General features: G+C 60.2%; 21 protein-coding genes. 8 read left to right on the plus strand and 13 right to left on the minus strand.

Features of this window, described 5'->3' with window-relative positions:
* Positions 1 to 5 precede the first annotated feature (5 nt).
* Genes cls through leuS form a run of 4 tightly spaced genes read right to left on the minus strand, consistent with a single transcriptional unit; the run spans position 6 to position 5418 of the window.
* The gene (gene cls / locus GLL_RS21010) at positions 6 to 1448 is read right to left on the minus strand and encodes a cardiolipin synthase (RefSeq protein WP_011144064.1); all 1443 of its coding nucleotides are present in this window, start codon (positions 1446 to 1448) and stop codon (positions 6 to 8) included.
* Between the two features lies 1 nt (position 1449).
* Complete coding sequence (locus GLL_RS21015) at positions 1450 to 2286, minus strand: endonuclease/exonuclease/phosphatase family protein (protein ID WP_011144065.1); 837 nt, start codon at positions 2284 to 2286, stop codon at positions 1450 to 1452.
* A gap of 19 nt (positions 2287 to 2305) precedes the next feature.
* Positions 2306 to 2854, minus strand: a complete 549-nt coding sequence (locus GLL_RS21020) for a Uma2 family endonuclease (protein WP_011144066.1) — start codon at positions 2852 to 2854, stop codon at positions 2306 to 2308.
* 20 nt (positions 2855 to 2874) lie between these two features.
* Positions 2875 to 5418 carry a leucine--tRNA ligase gene (gene leuS, locus GLL_RS21025; RefSeq protein ID WP_011144067.1) on the minus strand — a complete coding sequence of 848 codons (2544 nt, stop codon included), beginning with the start codon at positions 5416 to 5418 and terminating at the stop codon, positions 2875 to 2877.
* A 355-nt stretch (positions 5419 to 5773) separates the two neighbouring features.
* Between leuS and GLL_RS21030 the strand changes: the two genes are divergently transcribed.
* Positions 5774 to 6484 (plus strand): cytochrome b/b6 domain-containing protein, encoded by a 711-nt coding sequence (locus GLL_RS21030; protein WP_011144068.1) that lies wholly within the window; start codon positions 5774 to 5776, stop codon positions 6482 to 6484.
* 368 nt (positions 6485 to 6852) lie between these two features.
* Here GLL_RS21030 and dnaG read toward each other — a convergent pair whose 3' ends face one another.
* A complete protein-coding gene (dnaG, locus tag GLL_RS21035) occupies positions 6853 to 8769 on the minus strand; it encodes a DNA primase (RefSeq protein WP_011144069.1) in 1917 nt (638 codons plus the stop codon).
* Between the two features lie 167 nt (positions 8770 to 8936).
* Here dnaG and GLL_RS21040 point away from each other — a divergent pair, with 167 nt between their 5' ends.
* Positions 8937 to 9293: a hypothetical protein gene (locus GLL_RS21040; RefSeq protein ID WP_011144070.1), complete on the plus strand. Its 357-nt coding sequence runs from the start codon at positions 8937 to 8939 to the stop codon at positions 9291 to 9293.
* A 40-nt stretch (positions 9294 to 9333) separates the two neighbouring features.
* Positions 9334 to 9570, plus strand: coding sequence for a hypothetical protein (locus GLL_RS21045; protein WP_011144071.1), 237 nt, complete (start codon positions 9334 to 9336; stop codon positions 9568 to 9570).
* 38 nt (positions 9571 to 9608) lie between these two features.
* Here the strand turns inward: GLL_RS21045 and GLL_RS21050 are convergent, their stop codons facing one another.
* Positions 9609 to 10352 carry a DUF4261 domain-containing protein gene (locus GLL_RS21050; protein ID WP_011144072.1) on the minus strand — a complete coding sequence of 248 codons (744 nt, stop codon included), beginning with the start codon at positions 10350 to 10352 and terminating at the stop codon, positions 9609 to 9611.
* A 152-nt stretch (positions 10353 to 10504) separates the two neighbouring features.
* On the opposite strand from GLL_RS21050, the gene GLL_RS21055 reads away from it, so the two are divergent.
* Positions 10505 to 12442, plus strand: coding sequence for an aconitate hydratase (locus GLL_RS21055; protein ID WP_011144073.1), 1938 nt, complete (start codon positions 10505 to 10507; stop codon positions 12440 to 12442).
* Positions 12443 to 12473: 31 nt separating this feature from the next.
* Here GLL_RS21055 and GLL_RS21060 read toward each other — a convergent pair whose 3' ends face one another.
* Entirely contained in the window at positions 12474 to 13088 is a 615-nt protein-coding gene (locus tag GLL_RS21060) for a tetratricopeptide repeat protein (RefSeq protein WP_164929447.1), read from the minus strand.
* A gap of 90 nt (positions 13089 to 13178) precedes the next feature.
* Here GLL_RS21060 and GLL_RS21065 point away from each other — a divergent pair, with 90 nt between their 5' ends.
* Complete coding sequence (locus GLL_RS21065; RefSeq protein ID WP_164929448.1) at positions 13179 to 13559, plus strand: hypothetical protein; 381 nt, start codon at positions 13179 to 13181, stop codon at positions 13557 to 13559.
* A gap of 54 nt (positions 13560 to 13613) precedes the next feature.
* Positions 13614 to 13997, plus strand: coding sequence for a hypothetical protein (locus tag GLL_RS21070; protein WP_011144076.1), 384 nt, complete (start codon positions 13614 to 13616; stop codon positions 13995 to 13997).
* A 319-nt stretch (positions 13998 to 14316) separates the two neighbouring features.
* On the opposite strand, the gene GLL_RS21075 is transcribed toward GLL_RS21070, so the two are convergent.
* Positions 14317 to 14883, minus strand: a complete 567-nt coding sequence (locus GLL_RS21075) for a Uma2 family endonuclease (protein WP_011144077.1) — start codon at positions 14881 to 14883, stop codon at positions 14317 to 14319.
* Between the two features lie 110 nt (positions 14884 to 14993).
* A complete protein-coding gene (locus GLL_RS21080; protein ID WP_164929449.1) occupies positions 14994 to 17768 on the minus strand; it encodes a tetratricopeptide repeat protein in 2775 nt (924 codons plus the stop codon).
* 26 nt (positions 17769 to 17794) lie between these two features.
* Here GLL_RS21080 and GLL_RS21085 point away from each other — a divergent pair, with 26 nt between their 5' ends.
* Positions 17795 to 19234 (plus strand): tetratricopeptide repeat protein, encoded by a 1440-nt coding sequence (locus GLL_RS21085; RefSeq protein ID WP_164929450.1) that lies wholly within the window; start codon positions 17795 to 17797, stop codon positions 19232 to 19234.
* Positions 19235 to 19265: 31 nt separating this feature from the next.
* Complete coding sequence (locus tag GLL_RS21090; RefSeq protein ID WP_011144080.1) at positions 19266 to 19679, plus strand: hypothetical protein; 414 nt, start codon at positions 19266 to 19268, stop codon at positions 19677 to 19679.
* 96 nt (positions 19680 to 19775) lie between these two features.
* Here the strand turns inward: GLL_RS21090 and GLL_RS22910 are convergent, their stop codons facing one another.
* The 4 genes from GLL_RS22910 to GLL_RS21110 all read right to left on the minus strand — a co-directional run bounded on the left by GLL_RS22910 (position 19776) and on the right by GLL_RS21110 (position 23088).
* Positions 19776 to 20903: an esterase/lipase family protein gene (locus GLL_RS22910; protein WP_011144081.1), complete on the minus strand. Its 1128-nt coding sequence runs from the start codon at positions 20901 to 20903 to the stop codon at positions 19776 to 19778.
* Between the two features lie 80 nt (positions 20904 to 20983).
* Entirely contained in the window at positions 20984 to 21223 is a 240-nt protein-coding gene (locus GLL_RS21100; protein ID WP_011144082.1) for a hypothetical protein, read from the minus strand.
* Positions 21224 to 21260: 37 nt separating this feature from the next.
* Complete coding sequence (locus GLL_RS21105) at positions 21261 to 21938, minus strand: response regulator (RefSeq protein WP_011144083.1); 678 nt, start codon at positions 21936 to 21938, stop codon at positions 21261 to 21263.
* A gap of 25 nt (positions 21939 to 21963) precedes the next feature.
* The gene (locus GLL_RS21110; RefSeq protein ID WP_164929451.1) at positions 21964 to 23088 is read right to left on the minus strand and encodes a sensor histidine kinase; all 1125 of its coding nucleotides are present in this window, start codon (positions 23086 to 23088) and stop codon (positions 21964 to 21966) included.
* Positions 23089 to 23238 lie beyond the last annotated feature (150 nt).

The raw sequence follows: 23238 nt of genomic DNA on the forward strand, positions 1-23238 counted from the left end.
ATGCGCTACAGCACCGGTGCCAGGAGACGGGAAATGCGCACCGCGAGGCGAAACCACAAAGGTTTGCGGCGGTATTCCCGGTAATCGACCTGGCGGCAGACGTCCAGATCCGCCATCAGCATCGCTTCGACGCTTTTCACAAAATCGGGATCCACAATGTAGTTCATTACCTCGAAGTTGAGGGTGAACGAGCGGTTGTCGAGGTTGGCGGTGCCGACCCCGGCAATTTCGCGGTCCACCAGGATCACCTTCTGGTGCATGAAACCTTTCTGGTAGCGGTAGAGCTTGATGTCGGTGCGGGCCAGGTCGTCGTAGAACGAAAAGGCACACAGATAGACCAGCAGGTGATCCGGATGCTCCGGGAGCATTATGCGCACATCGACTCCCCGCATCGCCGCCAGTTGCAAGGCAAGCAACACCGGTTCCGGGGGCACGAAGTAAGGACTGGCAAGCCACAGGCGCTCGCGGGCCTGCTGGATCAGATCCACAAAAAACAGCGTGCAGGCGGGCAAGCTGTCCGCCGGACCGGTGCGCAGCACCAGGGCCGCCGCCCCCGCTTCCCGCTCGGCGTGCACCCGCCATTCGACCGGCGGCGATTCGCCCGTCGCCCAGTACCAGTCGCGCAGGAAAATCAACTGCAAACACTGGACGGCGGGACCGGTGAGGCGCAAATGGGTGTCTCGCCAGGGGCGCAGCTGCGGGTTTTTGCCCTCTCCAAGATATGCATCGCCGATGTTGAGTCCGCCCACGCAGGCGACCCGACCATCCACCACCAGGATCTTCGTGTGGTTGCGAAAGTTGATCTGCAGCCGGTTCTTCCAACCCTTGGTGCTGTGAAAGGCACTCACCTCGACGCCGTGGCGGCGCAAATCGTCGATGTAGGAACGGGGCAGGTGGTTGCTGCCGATTTCGTCGTAGAGCACATACACCCGCACTCCGGCCCCGACCCGCTCGATGAGCGCCTGTTTGAACACTTCACCCGAGCGATCCGCCTCGACGATGTACGACTGCAACAACACATAGTGCTCGGCCCCGGCAATGGCCGAGAGCATCGCGTCGTACGTTTCGCGGCCGTCGATGAGCAACCGGGCGGTGTTGCCGGTCAAAAACGGCAGACTGGCGAGTTGTTCGCCCAGTTGTTCCACCGGGGCCAAGCGCGCAGGAAGCTGTGCTCGATGCTCCAGCAGGCCGTCGTAGGCTCTGTCGATGCGGCGGTGGTGCTGCTCGTAGGCGGTACGGATGGCCTCGGCGTAGCCCAAAAAGCGGTTGCGCCCAAAGACCCAGTACAGCGGGATGGCGAGCCACGGAAAAGTAATCAGCCCAATGCTCCAGGCCACTGCCCCCCGAGATGAGCGCACATGCATCACGGCATGGGCGGCGTTGGCAATCCCCAGCCCATGGACAGCAAGGACCAGCAGGCTAAAAAGTGTCGCCTCCTGAGCGAGCATTTCAGTCGGTCTCCTCGTCCCAGGTCAGTTCAGTAAGAATCGGCCGGTGGTCGGAGCAGGTGGTGCGCCGGAGCACCCGGGTGGCGTTCGCCTTCTCGCTGAGGCCCCGAAAGAAGATGTTGTCGAGGGGGGCGGAGAGCAAAAAGCGTTTGACCAGCCAGCGATCGGCGGGGGCAAAGGTGACGGCCTTCAGCCCCAACCGGCGGGCTATTTCCTCCAGCAACTCCACCCGCGGCGCGTTCCAGGTGTTGAAGTCTCCCGCCAACACCATCGGCCCCCGGTGGCGGCTTGCAATCGCTTCGAGTTGCCTTAACTGGGCGCCGAAGGACGGCAGATCCACGAAGTTGATGAGGTGGCTATTGATGGCAAGCAGCTTGCGGGAGCGCCCGGGTAGCGGGTATTCGGTGAGGAGCGAGGCTTTGGGGGTGCCGGCCAATGGCTCCGTGTCGTGGGTGAGCACAACGCGCTGACCGATAGGAGCGGGCCGCGCGGCGGTGAGCAACCCGGAATAGGCGTTCAGGTGGGTGTCTTTGTAGTTGGGTGCCACGCTCCAGTGCATGCCCGCCAGATCTACCGCCCGCATGGTCTCGGCGTCGACGCGCACCTCCTGCAAAAACACAATATCCGGCTGCTCGCGTTCGAGAATGCTCAGAAACTCCCGGGTGAAGCGGCGGTCATGGTTGCTCTTGGCGACATTCCAGCTCAAGATTTTGAGCGCTTCGCCGTCGAAGTGGGCAGGCTTGTCGTGGCTACCGTCAAAGATGGTTTCCGGGGCACGCTCGAAGCGCCGCGACGGCAGCCACTGGGTTAGTAAGCGCCGGGTCGGATCTTCGTCCATGCCAAACGGCCGCCCGCTTCTAGAGTTCGTCAAATTCCACCAGCCACAGATCCGCAATTGCCAGTTCCCAACCAGGCAGCAACTCGTTGAGCGACAGGATATCACCGCCCTCGAGAATCACCGGCTCCTGCTCCGGTCGGTAAACGCTCACCCGCTGCTGATCGGGATCGACAAGAATACCCACCCGGGCCCCCAACTCCAGGTAAGACTGCAACTTGTCCACCAACGGGCGGAGGCGGTCGGTGCTCGATTTGACCTCTACCACCAGATCCGGTACCACCGGCGCGTAGGTGCGAGGCACACGTCTGAGCCGCTCCCGCGAGACGAAGGACACATCTGGGGCCGTTAGATCGCCGTTGGGAGGGCGAAAGCCGGAATTGGAGTCGAAAACAAAGCCCAGTTTGCGGGGCCGCACCCAGTTGCGCAACTGCGCCGAGAATTCGACACCGATGAGTCCCGAGGTCGCGTCCGCAGGGCTCATAATCGTAATCGCCCCGTCGCGCAATTCAATTTTGTGGTCCGGGTAAAGGCTCTGGAGCTTTTCGACATCTGCAACAGTCATCGTCATCGGCCTGCTTCCTGCAAAGATTAGCCCACCACCAGATTGATCAGCCGTCCCGGCACGACGATCACCTTCTTGATCGCCTTGCCGTCGGTGTGGCGGCGCACCGCTTCGCTTGCCAGGGCAAGTTCCTGCAATTCACCCTCGCTGGCGGCAGCGGGTACCTGAATATCGTCGCGCTTCTTGCCGTTCACCTGGATCACCAGGACGATCGTCTCTTCGACCAGGGCGGATTCGTCGAGGGCGGGCCAGTCCGAAGTGTGAATATCCCCCGCTTCACCCAGAGCCTGCCACAGCTCGGCGCCGATGTGGGGCGCAAAAGGAGCCAGCAGCTTCACGATCACGTAGACGCCTTCTTTGTAGGCGGGCGATTGGCCGCTCGGGTAGTCGGCCATGGCGTTGTTGAGCTTCATCAACGCGGCGATGGCGGTGTTGAACTTGTACTGTTCGATGTCGCCTCCCACTTGCTGAATAGCCCGGTGCACCTCCCGGCGCAAATCGCGCTCCTGGGCTTCGCCGACGGGTCTATCCGGCTTCTCGCCGCTCACAAACTCGTACACCGTCCGCCACACCCGGCCCAAAAAACTGTACTGGCCGCGCACATCGGCGTCGGACCACTCCAATTCTTTCTCCGGGGGTGCCTTGAAAAGCACGAACAAGCGGGCGGTGTCGGCCCCGTACTCGGAGCGCACCGTGAGCGGGTCGATGCCGTTGTACTTGGACTTGGACATCTTCTCCATCGCGCACACCAGGGGCGTGCCATCCGGCCGGGCAAAAAATGCGCCGCCGCGCTCCTCCACCTGGTCGGGCGGATAGTACTTTTTGGTGGCCGGGTCCACGAAGGCATTGCTCAGCACCATGCCCTGGGTGAGCAGGCGCTTGAACGGCTCGTCGAAACTCAGCAATCCCCGATCGCGCAGAACTTTGGTGAAAAACCGCGAATAGAGCAGGTGCAAAATCGCGTGCTCGATGCCGCCCACGTACTGGTCCACCGGCAGCCAGTAGTCCACCGCCTCGCGCGAAAAGGGCTCGGCCCCGTTACGGGCGTCGGCAAAGCGCAAAAAATACCACGACGAATCGATAAACGTGTCCATCGTGTCGGTCTCGCGCCGCGCCGGGGCGCCGCACTGCGGGCAATCGACACAGATCCAGCCTTCGAGCTTGGCCAGGGGCGAGGGGCCGCGACCACTAAATTCGACATCTCCGGGCAATGCGACCGGCAATTGCTCGTCAGGGACCGGCACCACACCGCACTCGGGGCAGTAGACCATCGGAATCGGGCAGCCCCAGTAGCGCTGGCGCGAGATGAGCCAGTCGCGCAGCCGGTACTGCACGCGGCCTTTGCCCCAGCCCTGCTGCTCGGCGTATTCGACGATCTTGAGCTTGCCTGTGGGTGAATCGAGGCCGTTGAAGGGACCGGAATTTACCAGCACGCCCACCTCCGTGTAAGCCGCCCGCAGCGGTTCTGTGAGCGAGCCGTCCGGGGCCTGCACGACCAGGCGGATGGGAAGTTCGTATTGGCTTGCAAAGACAAAGTCGCGCTCGTCGTGGCCGGGCACGCCCATCACCGCACCGGTGCCGTACTCAAAGAGCACATAATCGGCGATCCAGACCGGCACCGCCTGGCCGGTAAACGGATTGAGGGCCACAGCCCCGGTAGACACCCCCTGCTTGGGCCGGTCTTCGCTCACCCGCTCGATTTCACTCTCGCTCTGGACCTGGGCCACAAAAGCCCGCACCGCCTCGCGCCGCTCGGGTGCCGTGATGCGCTCCACCAGCGGGTGCTCCGGGGCGAGCACCAGATAGGTGACGCCGTAGACCGTATCCGGCCGGGTGGTGAACACGCGAATCCCCTCGGGCTCCCCGTTAATCGGAAAACACAGTTCTGCTCCCACCGACTTGCCGATCCAGTTTTCCTGCATGACCCGCACCCGCTCGGGCCAATCCCCGAGCGTACCCAGCGCCTGCAGCAACTCCTCGGCGTAGTCGGTGATCTTCAGATACCACTGCTCCAACGGCCGCTTCTCTACCAGTGCTCCCGAGCGCCAGGAGCGGCCCTCCGCATCGACCTGCTCGTTGGCGAGCACCGTCTGATCGACCGGATCCCAGTTGACGACGCCCGCTTTGCGGTAGGCGAGTCCTGCCTTCCAGAATTCAAGAAACAATTTCTGGGTCCAGCGGTAGTACGCAGGTGAACAGGTGGCCACTTCCCGCTCCCAGGCGTAGGCAAAGCCCAGGCGCTTGAGTTGCTCACGCATCTGGGCGATGTTTTGCTCGGTCCACTGGGCCGGGTGGATGCCCCGGTCGATGGCGGCATTTTCGGCGGGCAGCCCAAAGGCGTCCCAACCGATCGGGTGCAGCACGTTGAAGCCGCGCATGCGCTTGTAGCGGCTGATCACATCGGTAATCGAGTAGTTGCGCACATGGCCCATGTGCAGCGCGCCGGAGGGATACGGAAACATCGAGAGCGCATAAAATTTGGGCCGCCCATCCATTGCAAGGTGCGGCGCCTCCTCCCACTGCTTTTGCCGGCGCGGTTCGATTGCGTGGGGGTTGTAGCGCGTTTCCATGGGTGCTTTGTGCCTCGATGCTGCCATTTTTCCCATTATCATCCTCCAGCGCGTCCAGCTACTTAATGCAATTCTCAAGCCTGCCTTGAACTTTGCCCGAGCGGTCCCTGCCTAAAGTGCTGATTGTGATTTCGCCGCTTTGAAAAAAGCTGCGGAATGTGATTATTTGTCTATATGCGCTCATTTTCTCGCCTGGGTGGCGTGGAGCTGCCGAACTTTCGGGAGGGAGATGCCCTCCATTTTATCAAGGCGAAGGACAGTCTATGCAATTTGCATTAGGTACATTCGTCAGCGGCTGATAGACTGTAACGAGTAAGAAAGCCTCCAGTCATTCAGATTACTTGCCTCGATACTCATGAAACAATTGCAACCCTATCAGCCGCTGCTTTTGCGCATTCTTCACGCATTAACCGGCTTCTTTGTCGTGGGAGCGATTATAACTGCTTTCTGGACCTACGACACCTACGACGGCAGGTGGGGAAGGGTGCCGCTGCCCAGGTTCGAGGAGATAGAAGGCATCCATGGCACCTTTGGACTGATCGGCTTGCTCATCTTCCCGGCCTTTGCCCTCTACGCATTCCACCAGGGCCAGAAGCGACTGGTTCAACCGGATACGCTCGCAAAACTGGGCCGGGTGGGGCGACCGGCGTGGTGGTACAGCCTGGGCCAGGTGTTGAATACACTCACACTGCTCGCCCTCACCCTCTCGCTGTTTAGCGGCAAGATGATGGACGAGAAGTGGTTGCCCAAAGGAGAACTCGACCACGCCTGGTACTACGTTCACCTGAGCGGCTGGCTGGTGGTCGTCGTCTGCGTCGCGCTCCACGTACTCATCCACGCGAAGGTGGGCGGAGTGCCGTTGTTGCTGTCGATGGTGAACTGGCGCTACCGTGCCGAGGACAGCCCCGCCCTGTGGCCTCCCCGGGTGAGGGCCTGGTGGTCCGGCCTGCGTTTGGGACTACCCGGCCGGTTGCCCGCCTCCACGCTCGTCGCCCTCGAGGTGGTTGTGCTGGGGAGTATCGCCGCCGCCTGGGTGATCTCGCTATTGAAAGAGGCAGCAGACTAAGACTGGGCTCTTCCCGTGGGGGCTAGTGTATGAAGGATGATCCAAACAACTGCAGCCCAGCGACGAGCCATCCCCTTCGCCGCAGTCGACACGCGTCGTGCAGGCCCTGGAAGAATAAACCGATCCCACCCGCCAATTCTCGTTCCTAACCATGCCGCTAAGTCCGGGGGGTGTCGGGGGGGTGGCACCCCCTCGACGCGGGGAGGGGGAGAGCGCGAGAGGGGAACCCGAAGGGGGTTCCGCCTCTCGCACCCACAGATTGTCGTGCAAAACCAACCGCCAAATATCAGGCGTCGGGTTAAAAATCGTTGACCATCAAGATTTCTCATCGGCCTGCCGACATCTGGGCCACCCCAAATCGCTCCAACTCAGGACTCCTGCCAGACAGCGGTTTCAGATATCTCACCAAGCTTGAGCGTAAGGTGGGTCTTGAGGTCGTTGATGCGGTGGTATTCGGCGTTGCGTTGCTCGACGAAGTAGTCGGCTTCCTCCCAGGCGCCGCGCCGCTCCGCTTCGTCGCACAGCTGGTTGAGGTAGTTGTAGCGCCGCTCGCAGCGATCGAGCTGCAGCGTGGCAAGGCCCGCCCGAATCACCATGCGCGGCCGCATCAGGGCGATGCGGTTGTGTTCGTTGAGCCAGAGCAGTTGCCCGAGGCGCTGATTGAGTTCAGGATCGCCCGCGTACATCGTGCGCAAGGCCACCACCACGTCGTCGTCCTCGCCAATTTCCTCGCGCAACTGCAGTATCTTCTGCCACAGCTGGCGGTGGTGCAGCACCGAAAATTCGAGATCGTGCTCGTCGAGGCCGCGGTGAATGTCCTCGCGGTACTCCGCAAAGTGCAAATAGATCTGGATGAGCTGCACCTCGGCCTGAAAACAGGCGGGCGGAAACGGTTCGCGCTTTTTTTTGGACTTGCCGTCCCCACCGCCCCAGCGATGGGTGCGGATGCGCCGCCGCAGTTCGTCTTCGAGTTGGGAAGCGAGCCGGCCGTTGCCCTGGGAAAGCTGTCCGGCGATGAGGTGGATATAGTGCGCCCGGGTCATCGAACTGAGCAGACCCGACAGCAGTTCCACCAATCCCTGGCTCACCTGCTGAAAATCAGCGGCCAAGCTCAGATCCCGCCCGGCAAACAGCCGCTCGATTTGCCAGTCGATCCACAAAGGCGCTTCACTGGCAAGCTTCAGATACTCCTGGGGCGGGTGGGAACGCAAAAATTCGTCCGGGTCCTTGCCCGCCGGCAGCGCCACGATCCGCAGCTGCACACCGGATTTGACCACCAGGGGCCGCAACTCGGCAATCGCACGCTCGGCAGCCTGCACCCCCGCCGCATCGGCGTCGAAATTGAGCACGACGCGCTTCGATTCGGTGTAGCGCAACAGCTGCTTGATCTGGTCGGTCCGCAGCGAGGTGCCGAGCGTGGCCACCACGTGGCTGATCCCCGACTGGTGCAGGGCAATCGCATCGAAGTACCCTTCGACGACGATCGCCCCGTCGGTGCGGCCCACCGACTCGCGCGCCTGATCGAGGGCGTAGAGCGTCTGACCCTTGTTAAAGAGTTCCGTCTCGGGCGAATTGAGGTACTTGGGCTGCTCGTCGCCCATCGCCCGCCCCCCGAAGGCGATCACCTTGCCTTTGAGATCGCATATAGGAATGATCAGTCGGTGACGAAAGCGGTCGTAATAACCCTGGCCGCTGCTTCTAGGAATGATCAGCCCCGCCTCTTCCACCAGCGAAGCTGGAAAGCGCTTCTGGTCGACCAAGTAGGTATAAAGCGACTGCCAGCCCTCGGGGGCAAAGCCCAGGCGAAACTGGCGAATCGTCTTTTCGCTGAGCGCACGCGCCTCCAGCAGATACTGCCTCGCCGCCGCTCCGCGCTCGCCCCAGAGGGCGTAACTATAAAACTGGGCCGCCAGTTCGAGAATTTCGCCCAGTTGCTGCTGTTTGGAGAGCTTGCGGGTGTACTCGGCTTTTTGCTCGGGCTTGAGGGTCTGGACCGGCACGCCGAAGCGGCGGGCCAGTTCCAGCACCACCTCGCCAAAGGCGGACTTGTCCAGTTCCATAACGAACTTGAACACGTCGCCCGAGGCGCCGCAGGCAAAGCACTTATAGATCTGCTTGCCCGGCGAGACATAAAAACTGGGGCTGCGGTCCTCGTGAAAGGGGCACAGTCCCTTGAAGTCGCGCCCCGCCTTGCGCAGGACTACCCGCTCGGACACGACATCGACCAGATCCGCCTTGGCGCGGACCTCGTCGATGGTGCGTGGGTGTAACTGCGGGGCGCTCACGGGGATCGTGCCGGTGAAGGGAAATTATTGTAGCGTGAAAACTCCGATCAAAAGGCTCAGACCACACCATATCTGGGGCTGCGATCCGGCCGGTTTCGCAATATGGACAATCATACACTGTCCGAGCGTGGTAGGATGACCCGCAAAGCAACCGGGGGGCTCAAGCGGTGGTCAACGCAGACATTTTGGCGGAGGCGGCCGTCTGGGCAGCGCTGGCACTGATCGCCTGGAACTTTCAGGGATTGGTGTCTCGTTTCCCTTCGTTTTTTCTGGGAGTGCAGGATGCGGGCATTGCCCTGCCCACGCTCTACGCGCGCATTTTGATCGCGGCTCTGGCCTGCTGGGAGGTGCTCATCAACGCGGGCAAGGGCAATGTCCTGCCGCCGGTGTTCTTGATGGCGCTCACGGGCTACTTGCTTTTTGTCGGTTGGCGGGCGCAGGGAGAAGCGCACCTGCGCTGGTTGGGGCTGTACGCCGCCACGGTGGCGGTGGTGCTCTGCTGGCAGAGTTTGCCGTCGGTCTGACCCAGAGCATCCGCGAAGCCCAACAAAGCTGGAGTTTTCCATGAACGACAAGCCGATGCCGCCGATTCCAGACGCCGAGACACGTCGCCAAGCGCGCGAAAAGATGTTGGCGGCGGCAGCGGAACTGCGCAAGTCTGCTGAGGAAATCCAAATACTGCAGGAAATGTTTGACCGAGACTATGAGGAAAGCCCGATCGGTCAGTTTCATGCCCGCCGCCAGGCGCAACTGCAAGCCGAGCAGAAGAGATCAGACGCCGCTTCTGAAGAGGGAAAGTGAAAAAGTTGTCTGTGCTTTAGAGGTTGGGAAGACACCCGTTACACCGGCGTCAATCGCCACCAGCCGAAGGGATTAAACAACAAATCGCCCTCTGCAAAGACCGTACACGGTTCGGCCTCCAGGCGGTAGGTGGGGTACTCCGGACCGGGGCTGAAGGTGCCGCCGCTCTCGAGCTTCGGATCTTCCAACAACAGATACTGCGCGAATCCCTGCAAGGCCACCGCCGCCTCGTCCGGGGGCAGCGAGCCCGGCACCGAGGCGTCGCGCGCGCCCAAGTTGTGCATGCCGCAGGAGTAGAACAGGTCGTCGCCGCGCACCAGGGTGACGTAGCCCTCAAAAAGGGCGAGCATTCCCTTTTTGCCGATCAGTTCCCGCCAGCCCTCGGCGCTGTGGGAGAGGCCCGACGACTCGACTTTGACGGCAAGGCCGCCCGCTTTGCAGATTTCACCGGCGACGTCCATCATCTTCTGGGCGGCATCCACCGAACCGCCCGGCCCGACCAGGTAGAGCGTGAAGGTGTGGGCGTCGATCGCCTCGAGCAACGCCTCGCTGTGGTGGCCGTTGGCCGACAATTCAAAAGCGCGCCGCAGATCCGGGTCGTGTTCGACTACCTCCAGCTCGACGATCAGATCGCTCTGGGTGTCGATGAGCACCGCCCCGGCAAAAAACAGCCGCTCGCTGCTGCCGATGATCGCCCGACCGATCTGATCGGTATCCGGCCACGGCCCCGGAACGCCCAGGACGATCTCGACGGGATTGCCGGTGGTGGCGGGTGCTTCCATAGGACGGGAAAATCCGTAAATTTACGTAACGTCTCGCAGTTTATCACCCACCGGCGTTTCTTTCTGAAAATGGCAGCTTCCGATACGGATCTGGAGGCGCGCTTAGACTAGAAAGTGATGCCCAGACCCGCAAGCGTAGCGAGACACCCGCGATGAATCTGACCTGTAAAATCTTGCAAGCCCACCTGATGAGCGGCGAATTGCGGCCAGGCTCCGAAATCGGCATCCGCATCGACCAGACACTGACCCAGGATGCCACCGGCACGATGGCCTATCTACAGTTCGAAGCGATGGGATTGCCGCGGGTGCGCACGAAGCTGTCGGTTTCCTACATCGACCACAACATGTTGCAGACGGGCTTCGAGAACGCCGACGATCATCGCTATTTGCAGTCGGTGGGTCAGAAATACGGCATCGTCTTCTCGCGCCCGGGCAACGGCATCTGCCACCAGGTGCACCGCGAGCGCTTCGCGGTGCCCGCTCAGACGCTGCTGGGTTCCGATTCGCACACGCCCACCTGCGGCGGCCTCGGCATGCTCGCCATCGGCGCGGGCGGGCTCGACGTGGCGGTGGCGATGGCGGGCGAGCCTTACTTTATTCCGATGCCGAAGGTGCTGGGGGTAAGACTGACCGGCACCCTGCAGCCCTGGTGCTCGGGCAAGGACGTCATCTTGGAGATGCTCCGGCGGCTCACCGTCAAGGGCGGCACCGGCCGCATCGTCGAATATACCGGTCCGGGGGTCGCCTCGCTGAGCGTCTCCCATCGCTTCACGATCACCAACATGGGTGCCGAACTCGGGGCAACCACCAGTGTCTTTCCTTCCGACGAAGTCACCCATCGCTTCCTGGCCGCCCAGGGCCGCGAAGGCGACTGGGTGCCCCTCGCCGCCGATCCGGACGCCACCTACGACGAAACGGTCGAAATCGACCTCGACACCCTGGAGCCGCTGACCGCCTGTCCCTCCAGCCCCGACAACGTCGTGAGCGTGCGCGCAGTGGCGGGGACACCCGTGGTGCAGGTGTGCATCGGCTCGTGCACCAACTCCAGCTACGAAGATCTGGCCACCGCCGCGCTGTTGCTGCGCGGCAGGCGCGTGCATCCGAACGTCTCGATGACGGTCACCCCGGGTTCCAAGCAGGTCTTCGAGATGATCGTCCGCGACGGCTATTTCGCGGACTTGATTGCCGCCGGTTGCCGCATTCTCGAATCGGCCTGCGGGCCGTGCATCGGCATGGGTCAGGCCCCTCCCACCGGCGGTGTCTCGGTGCGCAGCTTCAACCGCAACTTCAAGGGCCGCTCCGGCACCGCCGACGATCTGGTCTATCTGGCGAGCCCCGAAGTCTGCGTCGCCTGTGCCCTCACCGGCGAGATCACCGACCCGCGCACGCTGGGCATCGATCCGATTGCCATGGCCACCCCCGGGCAGTTCCTCATCAACGACAACATGCTCGTCTTCCCGCCCGCCGACGGCAAAGACGTCGAGGTGCTGCGCGGTCCCAACATCAAGCCGGTGCCGCTTGGCGAACCGCCCACCGCTACGCTGGAGGCGCCCGTTTTATTGAAACTGGGGGACAATATTTCCACCGACCACATCATGCCGGCGGGGGCCAAGGTTTTGCCTTTGCGCTCCAATATCCCGGCCATCGCCGAGTTCGTCTTTATGCGCGTCGATCCGACTTTTCCTGAGCGCGCCCGGGCCGCCGGCCCTTCGTTGGTCGTGGGCGGGAGCAACTACGGCCAGGGTTCCTCGCGCGAACACGCCGCCCTCGCCCCGATGTACCTGGGCGTGCGGGCGGTGATCGTCAAGTCCTTCGCCCGCATCCACCGCGCCAACTTGATCAACTTCGGCATCCTGCCGCTCACCTTTGCGGACGAGGCCGACCACGACGGGGTCGATCAAGGCGACCAGTTGCGCCTCGAAGGGATTGCCGAGGGTCTGACGACCGGCCACTTCACCGTCGCCAACCTCACCAAGGGCACGAACTTCCGGGCCGACGCCCAGCTCACCGAGCGCGAGCGCGAAGTGATCCTGGCGGGCGGTCTGCTCAACAAGATCAAAAGCGAAAAGACCGAGACGGCGGCGGTATAACAGCGCTAGGTTCAAAAAGTCGCGCGCTTTTTCAGCGCGCGCTTTCTCCACGCACCTGGGTGGCGCTGGCGCTGTCGGAGTGGAATTTCGCAATCGTCTGCTGGGTTTGCCAGTGGCGGCTCATATTGCCCTGGGTTTTGTACAGGGTGGCTGCTTTGTGCAGATCGAGCAGCCCTGTACCTACCGCCTGCATCTTGCAGTGGGCCAGCCCCCGGTTGCTGTAGGCTTCTGCGTAATCCGGCTGCAACTGAATAGCCCGGGAGTACCCCTCGATCGCTTCCTGCTTATGGCCTAACCGGTAGTGGGCGTTGCCCCAGTTGAAGTGGGCTTTGGCGTCGCGCGGGCTCAGGTGCACGACCCGACTAAAATCTTCGAGCGCCCCCTGGCTGTTTCCCAGTTGGGAGCGAGCGGTGCCCCGATTGAAATACGCTTCGCTGAATTCCGGCTTGAGGGTGATGGCGTGGGTATAATCCTCGAGCGCCCGGATTTTGTTGTTGAGGCGGTAGTAGGCGTTACCCCGGCCGCAGTACGCCTCGGGGCAGTTCGACTGCAGTAGAATGGCCTGGGTATAGTCGGAGATAGCTCCGTCGTAATTGCCAGCTTGAGCCTTTTTCATCCCCCGCTTGATCCAATCAGAAGCACTCATCCGACGACACACGCAGCGAAACTATCTCCACGCTAACCAGAAAAAATCAGAAACCCGCCGAATTCTGGTTTATCTTTACTTGTGGACCAGGTGTCCACCACCAAGGCGGTGCCCCATAACCCAGGGGAAACGATGGTCCGCTACAAACTTGCTGCCTTCGATCCGCGTTGTCACGAAGCATGGGTGTGGTGGGACGCTTCGCGACGCGGTTTTCGCGGCGAAGTTCATTGCAAAGGCACCGACGCCGATCCTCAGGACTCTTATGTTCTGCACGTTGGCGCCGATGCTTCCATTGCCACCGTTCAAGCCCTTGTCGAGGCGATGGGCAGCTACGCGAGCCTGGATATCGAACAAAAAGTGCAATTGCTTCAGGATAAAGCGGCGACTCCCTTGCCTCTGTCGCAGCGTGTCGATGCCTGGGTGCGGCGGTTCAAAAGCGTGGTGCGGATTTTGTGGCGAATGCGGCCGTGATCGATTTTCTAAACGTTCCCTAGCGGCAAAGGTCGATATTGAACTGGAGCGGCTGTGAGTAACTACGACCCCATCGATCCCGAACTGGAACTGTTCGATGATCCCGGACAGATGTACGAACAAGGCGATACGAATTACGAAGGCGAAGGCGACTCGGTCGAGGGAGCGATGTACTCCGATGGCGACATGCTTTTGGCGGACGCTTCCAACCAGAACGGCGACGGCGCTTACCTCACCGGCTCCGAAGAAGAGTACTGCCGGGAACAGACCGGCGGTGAACCTGAGGGTCTGGCCGAAACGGTGGGCGATCTCATCTACGATCTGCGCGATGGCTTGTTTATGACCGACCAGCTCTCCAACACCCATGCCGAACATTACCAGGACGCAGCCAGGGACGACGCCTACGACTACTGCATCGAGCGAGAATCGAACGATTGAGTTCGCTTGTTCAATCTCGCGACCGACGGAGCAACTCGAAACACAATACGGTTGCAACGGTTTGCTTCTGGCAGTTGGCTTGGCACGAGGGTCTGTGGGGCGAGAGGTGGAACCCCCTTCGGGTTCCCCTCTCGCGCTCTCCTCCTCCCCGCGTCGAGGGGCTGCCGGCCCCCCGACACCCCCCGGACTTAGTGGCACCACTGAGAACGAGACTTTGTGGGTGGGATGGGCTTGTTCATCCAGTGCGTGCACGACGCGTGTCGACTGCGGCACAGATTTGGGTAAGTCGCGGTGCCGGAAAGGGCGATCGGCAGCTTTTTCAAGCGAACAGCGGGCCGACCGGGCAGGCGAAGTTTGCAAGCAGTGGGCTGGTGAGCGTATCGCCCACCAGAAACGTACCGGCCAGTTTTAGCATCGCCTTCTCCCGACGATACACCTCGACGCACCCAACTCGGCGATCGACCAGCCAATATTCCTGCACCCCGCGCAGCGAATAGAGCTTGAGCTTCAACTCCCGGTCGCGCCGCTCGTTGTCGGCCCCCGGTGAGAGGACTTCGACCACCAGTTCGGGGGGACCCACCAGGTGCCCCGCTTCGTCGAGCAATGCTTCTAATCGACTGGTGCTTGCCCAGACGACATCCGGAATGACGTTGTCCGCCTCGCTAAAGAGAATTCCCGGTGCGACCGCCGCCTGACCGAGGCCGGTGCGGTTGGACCAGACGTCCAGGGCTGCTCCGATGCGCAGGCAAACTTGCTGGTGCTTCCAGTGCGGCGCTCGCGTCACCAGCAACTCCCCTTCAACAATCTCATAGCGATTACCGTTGTCTGGCAGCAATTCCAGGTCCGCCGCCGTCCAGCGCACGCGCTCACCCGCCGCCTGCTGCATATTCTTCTTGCCCGGTCGTCGCCGCTATTCTAGCTGCCTGAGTCTGACAGTTTGGGTCGCCTCGATAGTAACAGATATGCAATAATCGGCAGCCCTATCGCATCGGCTTCCTAGTGTTTACCCTGAACACGGCGCGAATTGGCAAGGCCGATGTGTGCCAGACGAGTGTGCTGGTGGTTGAGGGGTAGTGAGGCTGTGCAAATTTTTAGTGCTCTCTCGTAAAATTCCTCGGACTCCACAGGGTTGCCCAGTGTTAGCAATAGATTTGCCAGACTCAGAAGCTCTTCAACAAGGGCTACATTATTAGGTCCGAACAGCCGTTGTTCCATGGCAAGCGCTTCGCGCAGGAGTGCCTCAGCCTGCTCAAGTTTATCAAGGCGCATTTTCAGTCCGCCCAGATTGTTGAGAGTCCTCGCAATGTCTGGATGATCCTGGTCCTCTCCATAAATAGCCTGGTGCAATCGTAGAGAGCGATTGTATAACTCTTCAGCTTCCGCAATTTCCCCTAGTTCCTCGCATGCCCAAGCGAGGTTGTGCATGTTTAACGCAACCTCAAAGTGTCCTGATCCAAGTATTTTCTTATTAAGATTCAAAGCACTTTCGAACAGCTCCTTAGCTTCGGAAAAATGCGACTGCTTCATCATTAGCAAACCCAAGTTATTGGTTGCTTGGGCTACATCCGGGTGGCATGAACCAAATATTCTGATCCGCATCGTAAGGGCTTTGCGGGTCAACCGTTCTGCCTCGGGGTAGTTGCCTCTACACTCGTGGAGCAAAGCCAAATTAATCATGCCAGTCGCTTTGTACGAGTGCTCAGGACCTAGCTGCTCCTCAATGATTGCAAGGGAACGCAGCATCGTAGCTTCCGCCTCCTGGTAGTTTCCTAAGTTCATCAGAAGCTCGCCGAGGGTGTGCAGGATCGCAGCTGTCAAGAAATCTTTTGGATCCAATTCTGTTTTAGCAATTGACAGAGCTACACGCGCATGTGACTCTGCCTCAGCCGGGCGTCCCATCCGGTCAATTACCACTGCCAAATTGCTCAGGGTCTTGGCTGTCGCTGCATGATTTTTACCAAATACGTTTACATTGAGCGCACGCGAAAACAGCTTTTCAGCTTCTGAGAGCCATCCTTGTCTTAGGGATAACTCTCCCATAAAGCTAAAGCAATTAGCCGTCAATAAATGCTGATCACCTAACATATGAAGGGACATTTTTTGCGCCTTTTCAAGAGTACATTTAGCTTCGAAAAATTTAGCTTGTTTCAGGTAGCTATCGCCCAAATGGAGCAAGCTTGATATCAAAGGTTGAATGTTTAAATTTTCCAAATCTTCTAAAAATCGGACCGCATTCATGCTTATTTGTTCCGCTTCAGCATAACGGCTCATTGTGCCTAGGTAACGTTGCATATTGTCTAGTAGATTAAATGCTGAGTTATGGCGAAACTTCCAACGATCGATGTGTTTAGCTGCGATCTTTGCCTGACTGAGTAACCGTTCGCACTCATTCCATGCTGCCCTGGCTCTAGGATCTGGAAATACTTGCTCGATTGCCAGTACTGCTCGCTTTGCCCAAAAGCGTTTTTTATCGGCACTAAGGCTGTCGAGAATTACTTCTTGCACCAATCTATGGATGCCAAGCAGTCTTTTCTTGACATCACGTGATAGCAATGAAAACCGCGTCACTTCTCGAAACACATTGTTGAAAGTAACAGGGCCTTCCAAAGAAATTCGCAACGGCTCCTCCCACACTGTGGGATTGGCTGTAAATATTTCTTCAGGAATAGCGTCCGGTGACAAGAATGCACACGCGCGAACCAACTGTGCCGCTGCCGGATTTTGCAACTCGATCTGCTTTACTGCGAGATTGAAAGTCACCGTTACCGAAGTATGATCGGGTGCCAGATCCCCACGTCTTTTCCGTAACTGGTCTCCCGCCTGTCGATAGCGTTGCAGGTACTCAGCTAAGCTTGATGGCACTTCCTCAATGTACGCTCCAGCTTGATCTAGAGCCAGCGGCAAACCGTCCATCTCGCGGTCGATCTGCTTTGCTAGCTCGCGTTCCTCTAAAGCAGCGTCATCTAGATTTGCACCCTGACAGAGAAGCTTTGCACGGCACAGTAGCAACAGCGCACCGTCTCCATCTTCGGGCTTGAATTTCTCGACCTTAATACACTGTAGCTGTCCAGTGGCAGAATCCCTGGTGGTGAAGAGTATGCGCCCCTGGTGGGCACCAGGCAAATGCTTCTGGACCATTGACAAGTTGTCGGCGTTGTCCGCTACAAGCAACCACCCATCGTTCTGCTCCAACCATCTTTTCACTGCTTTGACGATCTGGGATTGGTCGTCCTGTCGGAGCGTGGGAAGATTTAGCAAAGTGGCAATTTCGACGAAGCTAGCCATCAGCTCTGAATCGGTCTCCGCCTTCACCCAGAACACATGTTGGTACTCATCGCGGCAAAGATAGGTATACTCAATAGCCAACTGAGTCTTGCCAACCCCGGGCATGCCGCTAAGGGCAGCTTTCCCTGCTTTTTGTAGGATTTCGTGCAATTTGTTGAGCTGTGCATCGCGTCCGGTGAAAAAGGGGTTCCGTCCGTGTGGCACATTCCAGAGCTTCTCCGGGTAAACACTCGTTTGCCCCTGAGAGGCCCATGGAGATCCCATCTCCAATGCTCTGATTACCTGCCCCAGACCACAGCCGTCAGTACCTTTAGCCCACTCCATCAAAGCGAATACGCGATCAGACTGGGGTGCAGACGGGGGTGGCAACAGCCCCGGCGGCGGGGAAAGGGCAAAAACTAGTTCATTGAAGGCCGCCAATGGCAAAGCATTCATCCGGCGCACCAGGTTCAGGCGTTCTTCGAAGGGGGAGGCGGGCGGCACCATTCGGGACTTTGATTTTCTGTGTGCTTTTGTCCAATACAGTCTATCCTGCAACGTTCCTTGGCAGGCTCCAGGCTATACTCGTGGAACACCGCTCTGTGGCATCCATGCACGATCAATCCGCTGCGAGCGAAGCAACTTTTGATCGCCCACTATCTGCCGAGAAGGCCCTACAGCTTCTGGCCCAGGCTTCCCAGCGGGAACTGAGCGAGCCGCTGCAACTGGAAGCGGCGCGGCAGTTGGTCTTCGAGCTTGGGGACGAGGCGGCGCTTCTGGAACGAACCGGGGAGTTTGTCCGGGAGAAGGGAATCGGGTACGGGGAGTTTCTGGGCACGTTTTACGCGGCCCAGGGCCGGTATGCCGATGCGGAATATTGGATGCGCAAGACGCTCGGGTCGGTCTGGGCGGTCTCTAGAAGCGGCAAAAGCGACGCCATCGCACGCCACCTGAAGGATTTGGCGACGCTTTGCCAATACCAGGGCAAGTACGCCGAGGCGGAAGGGCTTTTTGCCCGGGCGCTCGATGCCGCGCGGGAAAGCGGTTCCGAGGAGGCTACTGGGATCCTGGCCACTGCGCTCACGCAATTTGCCGATCTGCGTCGGAGTCAGGGCGATTTCGCCGCGGCGGAAGGGCTGTACTCCGAAGTTCTGCACGTGCTGAAGGGCTTGCCCGAGCGATTCGGCCAGCTTTCCCGCGCCACTGCTGGCCTTGCAAAGCTGCGCCTGGCCCAGGGCGATTACGGGCAGGCCGAGGACTTGTGCTTGGAATCGCTGCGGCAAAACGAACGTTTGTCCGGTGGGAAGAGCCCCGACTACCCAGCCAACCTGACCAACCTCGCGGCGGTCTACCATGCCCAGGGCCGCCTTTGGGAAGCGGTGGAGATGTACCAACAGGCGCTTGCGGTACAACAAGATCTCTTGGGAGAGCATCACCCCGATACACTGACGACCCTCAACAATCTAGCAGTGCTTTACCGTGACCAAAACCGTCTTGAGGAAGCGCAAAACCTTTTTGAACGGGTCTTGAAAGAGCGAGAAAGGCTGTCCGGGTCGGAACATCCTGATGTCGCGATTGTTCTGAATAATCTGGCGCAACTGCGGTTGGCTCGCTCGGATCTTGCTGGGGCGGAGCGGTTGTATTTGCGGGCTCTTGAACTGTTTGTCAAGTTCTTGGGGCCTGATCACCCGAATGTTGCTACCGCCCTGAACAACTTGGCCGAACTGCAACGCCGTTCGGGTAACGACCAACAAGCCGAGGAATTGCTCAAACGGGCGTTGTCGCTCCGACAGTACGCCCTGGGAGAGAACCATCCGGATGTGGCAGGCACCCTGCACAACCTGTCGCTGCTGTACCGGGATCAAGGCAAAGCACAAGAAGCCGAATCGCTGCAACGGCAAGCAGCGCTCATAGACGAACGGACTGGCCAATCCGTGGGGCTTGCGCAGGACGTGGCCGAAGGCTGGGCCTAGTGTCGAGCAACCCACCCCAGATACGACGTAGATGACCGGCGGCCCCGAAGATCCCCGCTCCGTGCTCAAGCGTCGGATCGAACTGACCCTGTGGCTTATCGAGCAAGGGGTGATTGCCCCCGAGCGGGGCGACGAGCTTATCGTCAAACATATTCGGGAGTTTGCAGCGGAAGGAGCCGCGGCAAATCCCGTGGTCTACTCCTCCCCGCCCGCCGCAAGACCCCTTGCCTCTGTTACCCAACGGCTGCTGCTTTTCGAGAGGCTCAACCGCTTGCCGTACCAACAACTAAATATGCTTGCCTTCGTGCTGAAAGTTGCGCCCGGTATACTCCCACCGCAAAATGCACCGCACGGCGATAGGGTCTACCAGCTGCTGGTTTGGGCGGAAAGCGAAAGCGGATGCGGGTTACAGGCCGTGCTTGAGGTTCTGGAGCAACTCGGCTGATCCTCACCGGTGCCAGCCTCGGGCATTCCAGCAGAGCACCCTTTGCATAATGCCTCGGCCGATGCTCGCTTCAAATTCAGCCTTGTTCTGGAGGGGCTACGAAGGGTTTAGAATCGCCTCCAAAACTGCCCGCACTTGCGGCAACCCACACCCCCCCGGTCCCTCCGCCCACCCCAAAAGCGCCGAAACCCGGTCCCCTTGAGGGGCCGGCATCGGCGGCACCAGCCCGGCGGGGGGCTCAAGAGCAAACAGCAACATATTGAACTGCTGCGGCGGGATGCCGTTGAGCCTTCGGTTGAGCTCCAGGCGCTCCGCCTTGCCGGATTGCGGCCAGTTCATGGGTTCATTCTGCACACCGGGTGAGCGGCTGTCCGGAGAGACTCTTTCGGACCCGGCATCTGAGTCCCGACTGACGGGTGTGGGGGAGACGGCTCCTGGCGTAAGCAGGCACAGACCGACAAACTCTTTGGTGCGTTTGTAAAGGGTGCTATCCCGGGTCGGCCTGCTGATCGAGAGGTGATCGTCGTCCATAGGCACCGCTGTCACCCCGGTGATGCCCGGATCGGAACTGGCAGCATCCACCACCATCAGGTTGACCCATTGGCCAAAGAAGTTGCGCCCCGCCGGTGTCGGCTTGCGTTCGCAATAAACCTGCGTCTTGACGCTCAGCTGTACGACGTTGTTGCGATACCAGGTATTCAACTCCCGCAAGCGCGGCTCCTGGGTGCGCAACTCATCGACGCTCACACTGGGCAACAGGAATTTCAAATAAGCGACGAAGTCGGCCAGATTGGAACCTGAGTGCGGCGTCGACAGAAACACCACCCCCCGGGTGTTCTGCGCCAACAGTCGGCCCTCCGGCACGCTGCCGTCTGCGGCTTTTCTGAGCACCTCCTTGACCAGCAAGCCGCCCAGGCTGTGGGCGATGAATACCACCGGCCGATTCATGCCTACCCCACCAGTTTCCAGTGCCACCAACGCGTTGACTGCCCGGTCCGCCAAGGGCATAGTTGCTCCTTTCCAGGCGAAAGCATTGACCGGGTACCCTAGCGACCAGACCCCTACCCCATCGACATCTTCACCTATCCAGTTGGGCCAGAAGCGATCCGGCTGGTTCTCCGGTTGCCAGGTTTTGCGGGCGTCGCCGTTCAGGCCGTGGACAAAAACGACATCGCCCCGGCAGTCGGGATTGTCGGTGCCAAAGATGGGAACTAGTTCACTCACAAGGCACAGTCCTTGCCGCGTGGGTAATCGATCAACACGTCGGTATCGATCAACAGCTTTTCGGGCGAGGGAGCCACCGTTCAATCCTCAGGACGGTCGAATTCCCGGCGAAGCTCCCTAAGAACCGGCAGGTCGTCGCGATCTTTCCACATGCCCTGCGCTTGCTGGAGCAACTGTCGGCGATGTGCCGCAGAAAATCGGGCGATAAATTCGGCAAGGGCCTCGTGAAGTAGCTCTGCGGAAGTCTTTCCCGTCTGCTGAGCAATTCTATCTAAGGCTTCGTTTTCTTCGTGGGTAAGCGCAACGGATCCGCTCTCCATGCTCGCTGTGTCCTCGCTACTTTTTACTGTAGCGCTATCAAGCCTGCACCAGGCCGAGTTTGAGGGCGGCGACGATGGCCTGGGTGCGGCTGGTGACCTGGAGTTTTTCGAAGATGGCCGAAAGGTGCGCTTTGACTGTGGCAATCGTGATGTAGAGGTTGCGGGCGATTTCGTCGTTGGAGGCGCCGCGCACCAGCCAGTGGAGCACTTCCTGCTCGCGCTCGGTCAGGTGAATGCGCGAGCGCGACTGCACGGTATGCCCCGCGTAGTAGTGGAACAGCCGGAAGAACTGGGTCGCCACCTCGGGGGGCAAATAGATTTCGTCGCGCAGGACCGTGGTGATGGCGGCACACAGCTGGGCGGCCAGGTGGGTCTTGAAGACATAGCCCGACGCGCCCGACTGCATGGCGCGAAAGACCCAGTCGTCCTCCTGGTGGGCCGAGAGCACCAGCACCTTGCCCGCGAAAGCGCTCCCCCTGAGGCGGGTGAGCAACTCCACCCCGTCTCCTTGGGCCAGTTCGAGATCTAAAAGCACCAGGGCCGGGCGCTGGGAGTGAATGAGGGTCAGCGCCTGATCGACGGTGGCCGCCTCGCCCACGATCTCAAAGGTGGTGGTGCCGGTGGCGCTGTAGAAACTGAGCAGCGTGCGCAGACCCTGACGAAAGCGCAATTCGTCGTCGACGAGCAAGATGGGCAGGATGGTCTGGACGGTCAAGGCGGACCTCCTCGGCGTCGGCAGTTCAATGGATGCCGCGAGGGAGACCTAGGGAAAATTGGGCGCCGCCGGTGGGTAGATTTTGCACCCAGAGGCTGCCCTGGTGATCCAGGACGATCTTTTTGGCGATGGCGAGCCCCAACCCGGTGCCGCCGGGGCGGCGCGAATAGAACGGGGTGAACACGTGCTGGAGATCTTGCGCTGAAAGTCCTGGGCCTTGATCGGCAATCTCGATGAGCACCTCGTTTTGAAACGAGCGCCAGTGGCAGGTGATCGTGCCGCCCTCGGGGCTGAAGTGCACGGCGTTGCTCAGCAGATTGTCGAAAACCTGCTTCATCTGCAGCCGGTCGCAGGCAAACAACAGTGAACTGTCGGGGTAGCGCACCCGCAGGCACTTGCGCTCAAGCCACGGGCCGATGGCCTCGACGCTCTGGGCCATCAAGGCGCGCAGATCTTGAAAGCCCATGCGCAGACGCGCTCCCTGGCCGCAATAGACTAGTTCAGTCAGATTGGCGTTCAGCTCTTTGACCGTCTCGCGGATAATCTGGGCCTGCTCGCGGGTTGAGCCTTCCTCCAGGCCCAAACAGAGATTCTCCGCGTACAGACCGATCAGGGCCAGGGGATTGCGCAACTGGTGGCCGGTGCGCTGGACGACCTGCTCCAACAATTGAATTTCCGATTGCTGGCGGGTGCAGCGCTGGTACAGCTCCAGGTGGCGGGTAAATAGCGCGGCGGCCTGCTCGAGCGCCTGTTTGCGGGCGGCGTCCAGGGGCTGTCCACTGACGATGAGCTGAAATTCGGGGTGTGGTTCGCGCTGTACCAGCGGACAAATATAGACACAGCCCGGCAGATTGGCGATCTCGATGGCGCTGACGGTAGCGACCGGCAATGACCCTGTCGACCATTCTTCCCCGGCGATGGCCGCGAGCGCCTCGCGCGGCAGTCCCTGCGGACCCTGGGCGGTGTGGGTGACGCGCCGCTGGGTGCCGGTGTGCGGATCGTAGTAAGCGATCAAGACGCATACCAGAGCGTGGGCCATTGCCAGATGCTCCGCCTGCAACTGGCAGAGGCTGTGCAACTGGGAGGAGGGGGGGGTGGAACCGGCGGCTGCCTGGGAAGCGGCGAGCACGGGGGAGAGTGAGACCTTCATGGGTGAGGCGGCTACCGATGGGGCGGGTATCGGGTGTCGGTGGCGGACAGTGCGGCAAGGGGATGCTAGGGAAAAAACCGGCCGACACCGGGCCGCCGGTGCCATGAGTATAGCGGTTCCGGTGAAAAACGCCGCCGGAGGATGTCCGCG

Source organism: Gloeobacter violaceus PCC 7421, assembly GCF_000011385.1.
Classification (GTDB): Bacteria; Cyanobacteriota; Cyanobacteriia; order Gloeobacterales; family Gloeobacteraceae; genus Gloeobacter; species Gloeobacter violaceus.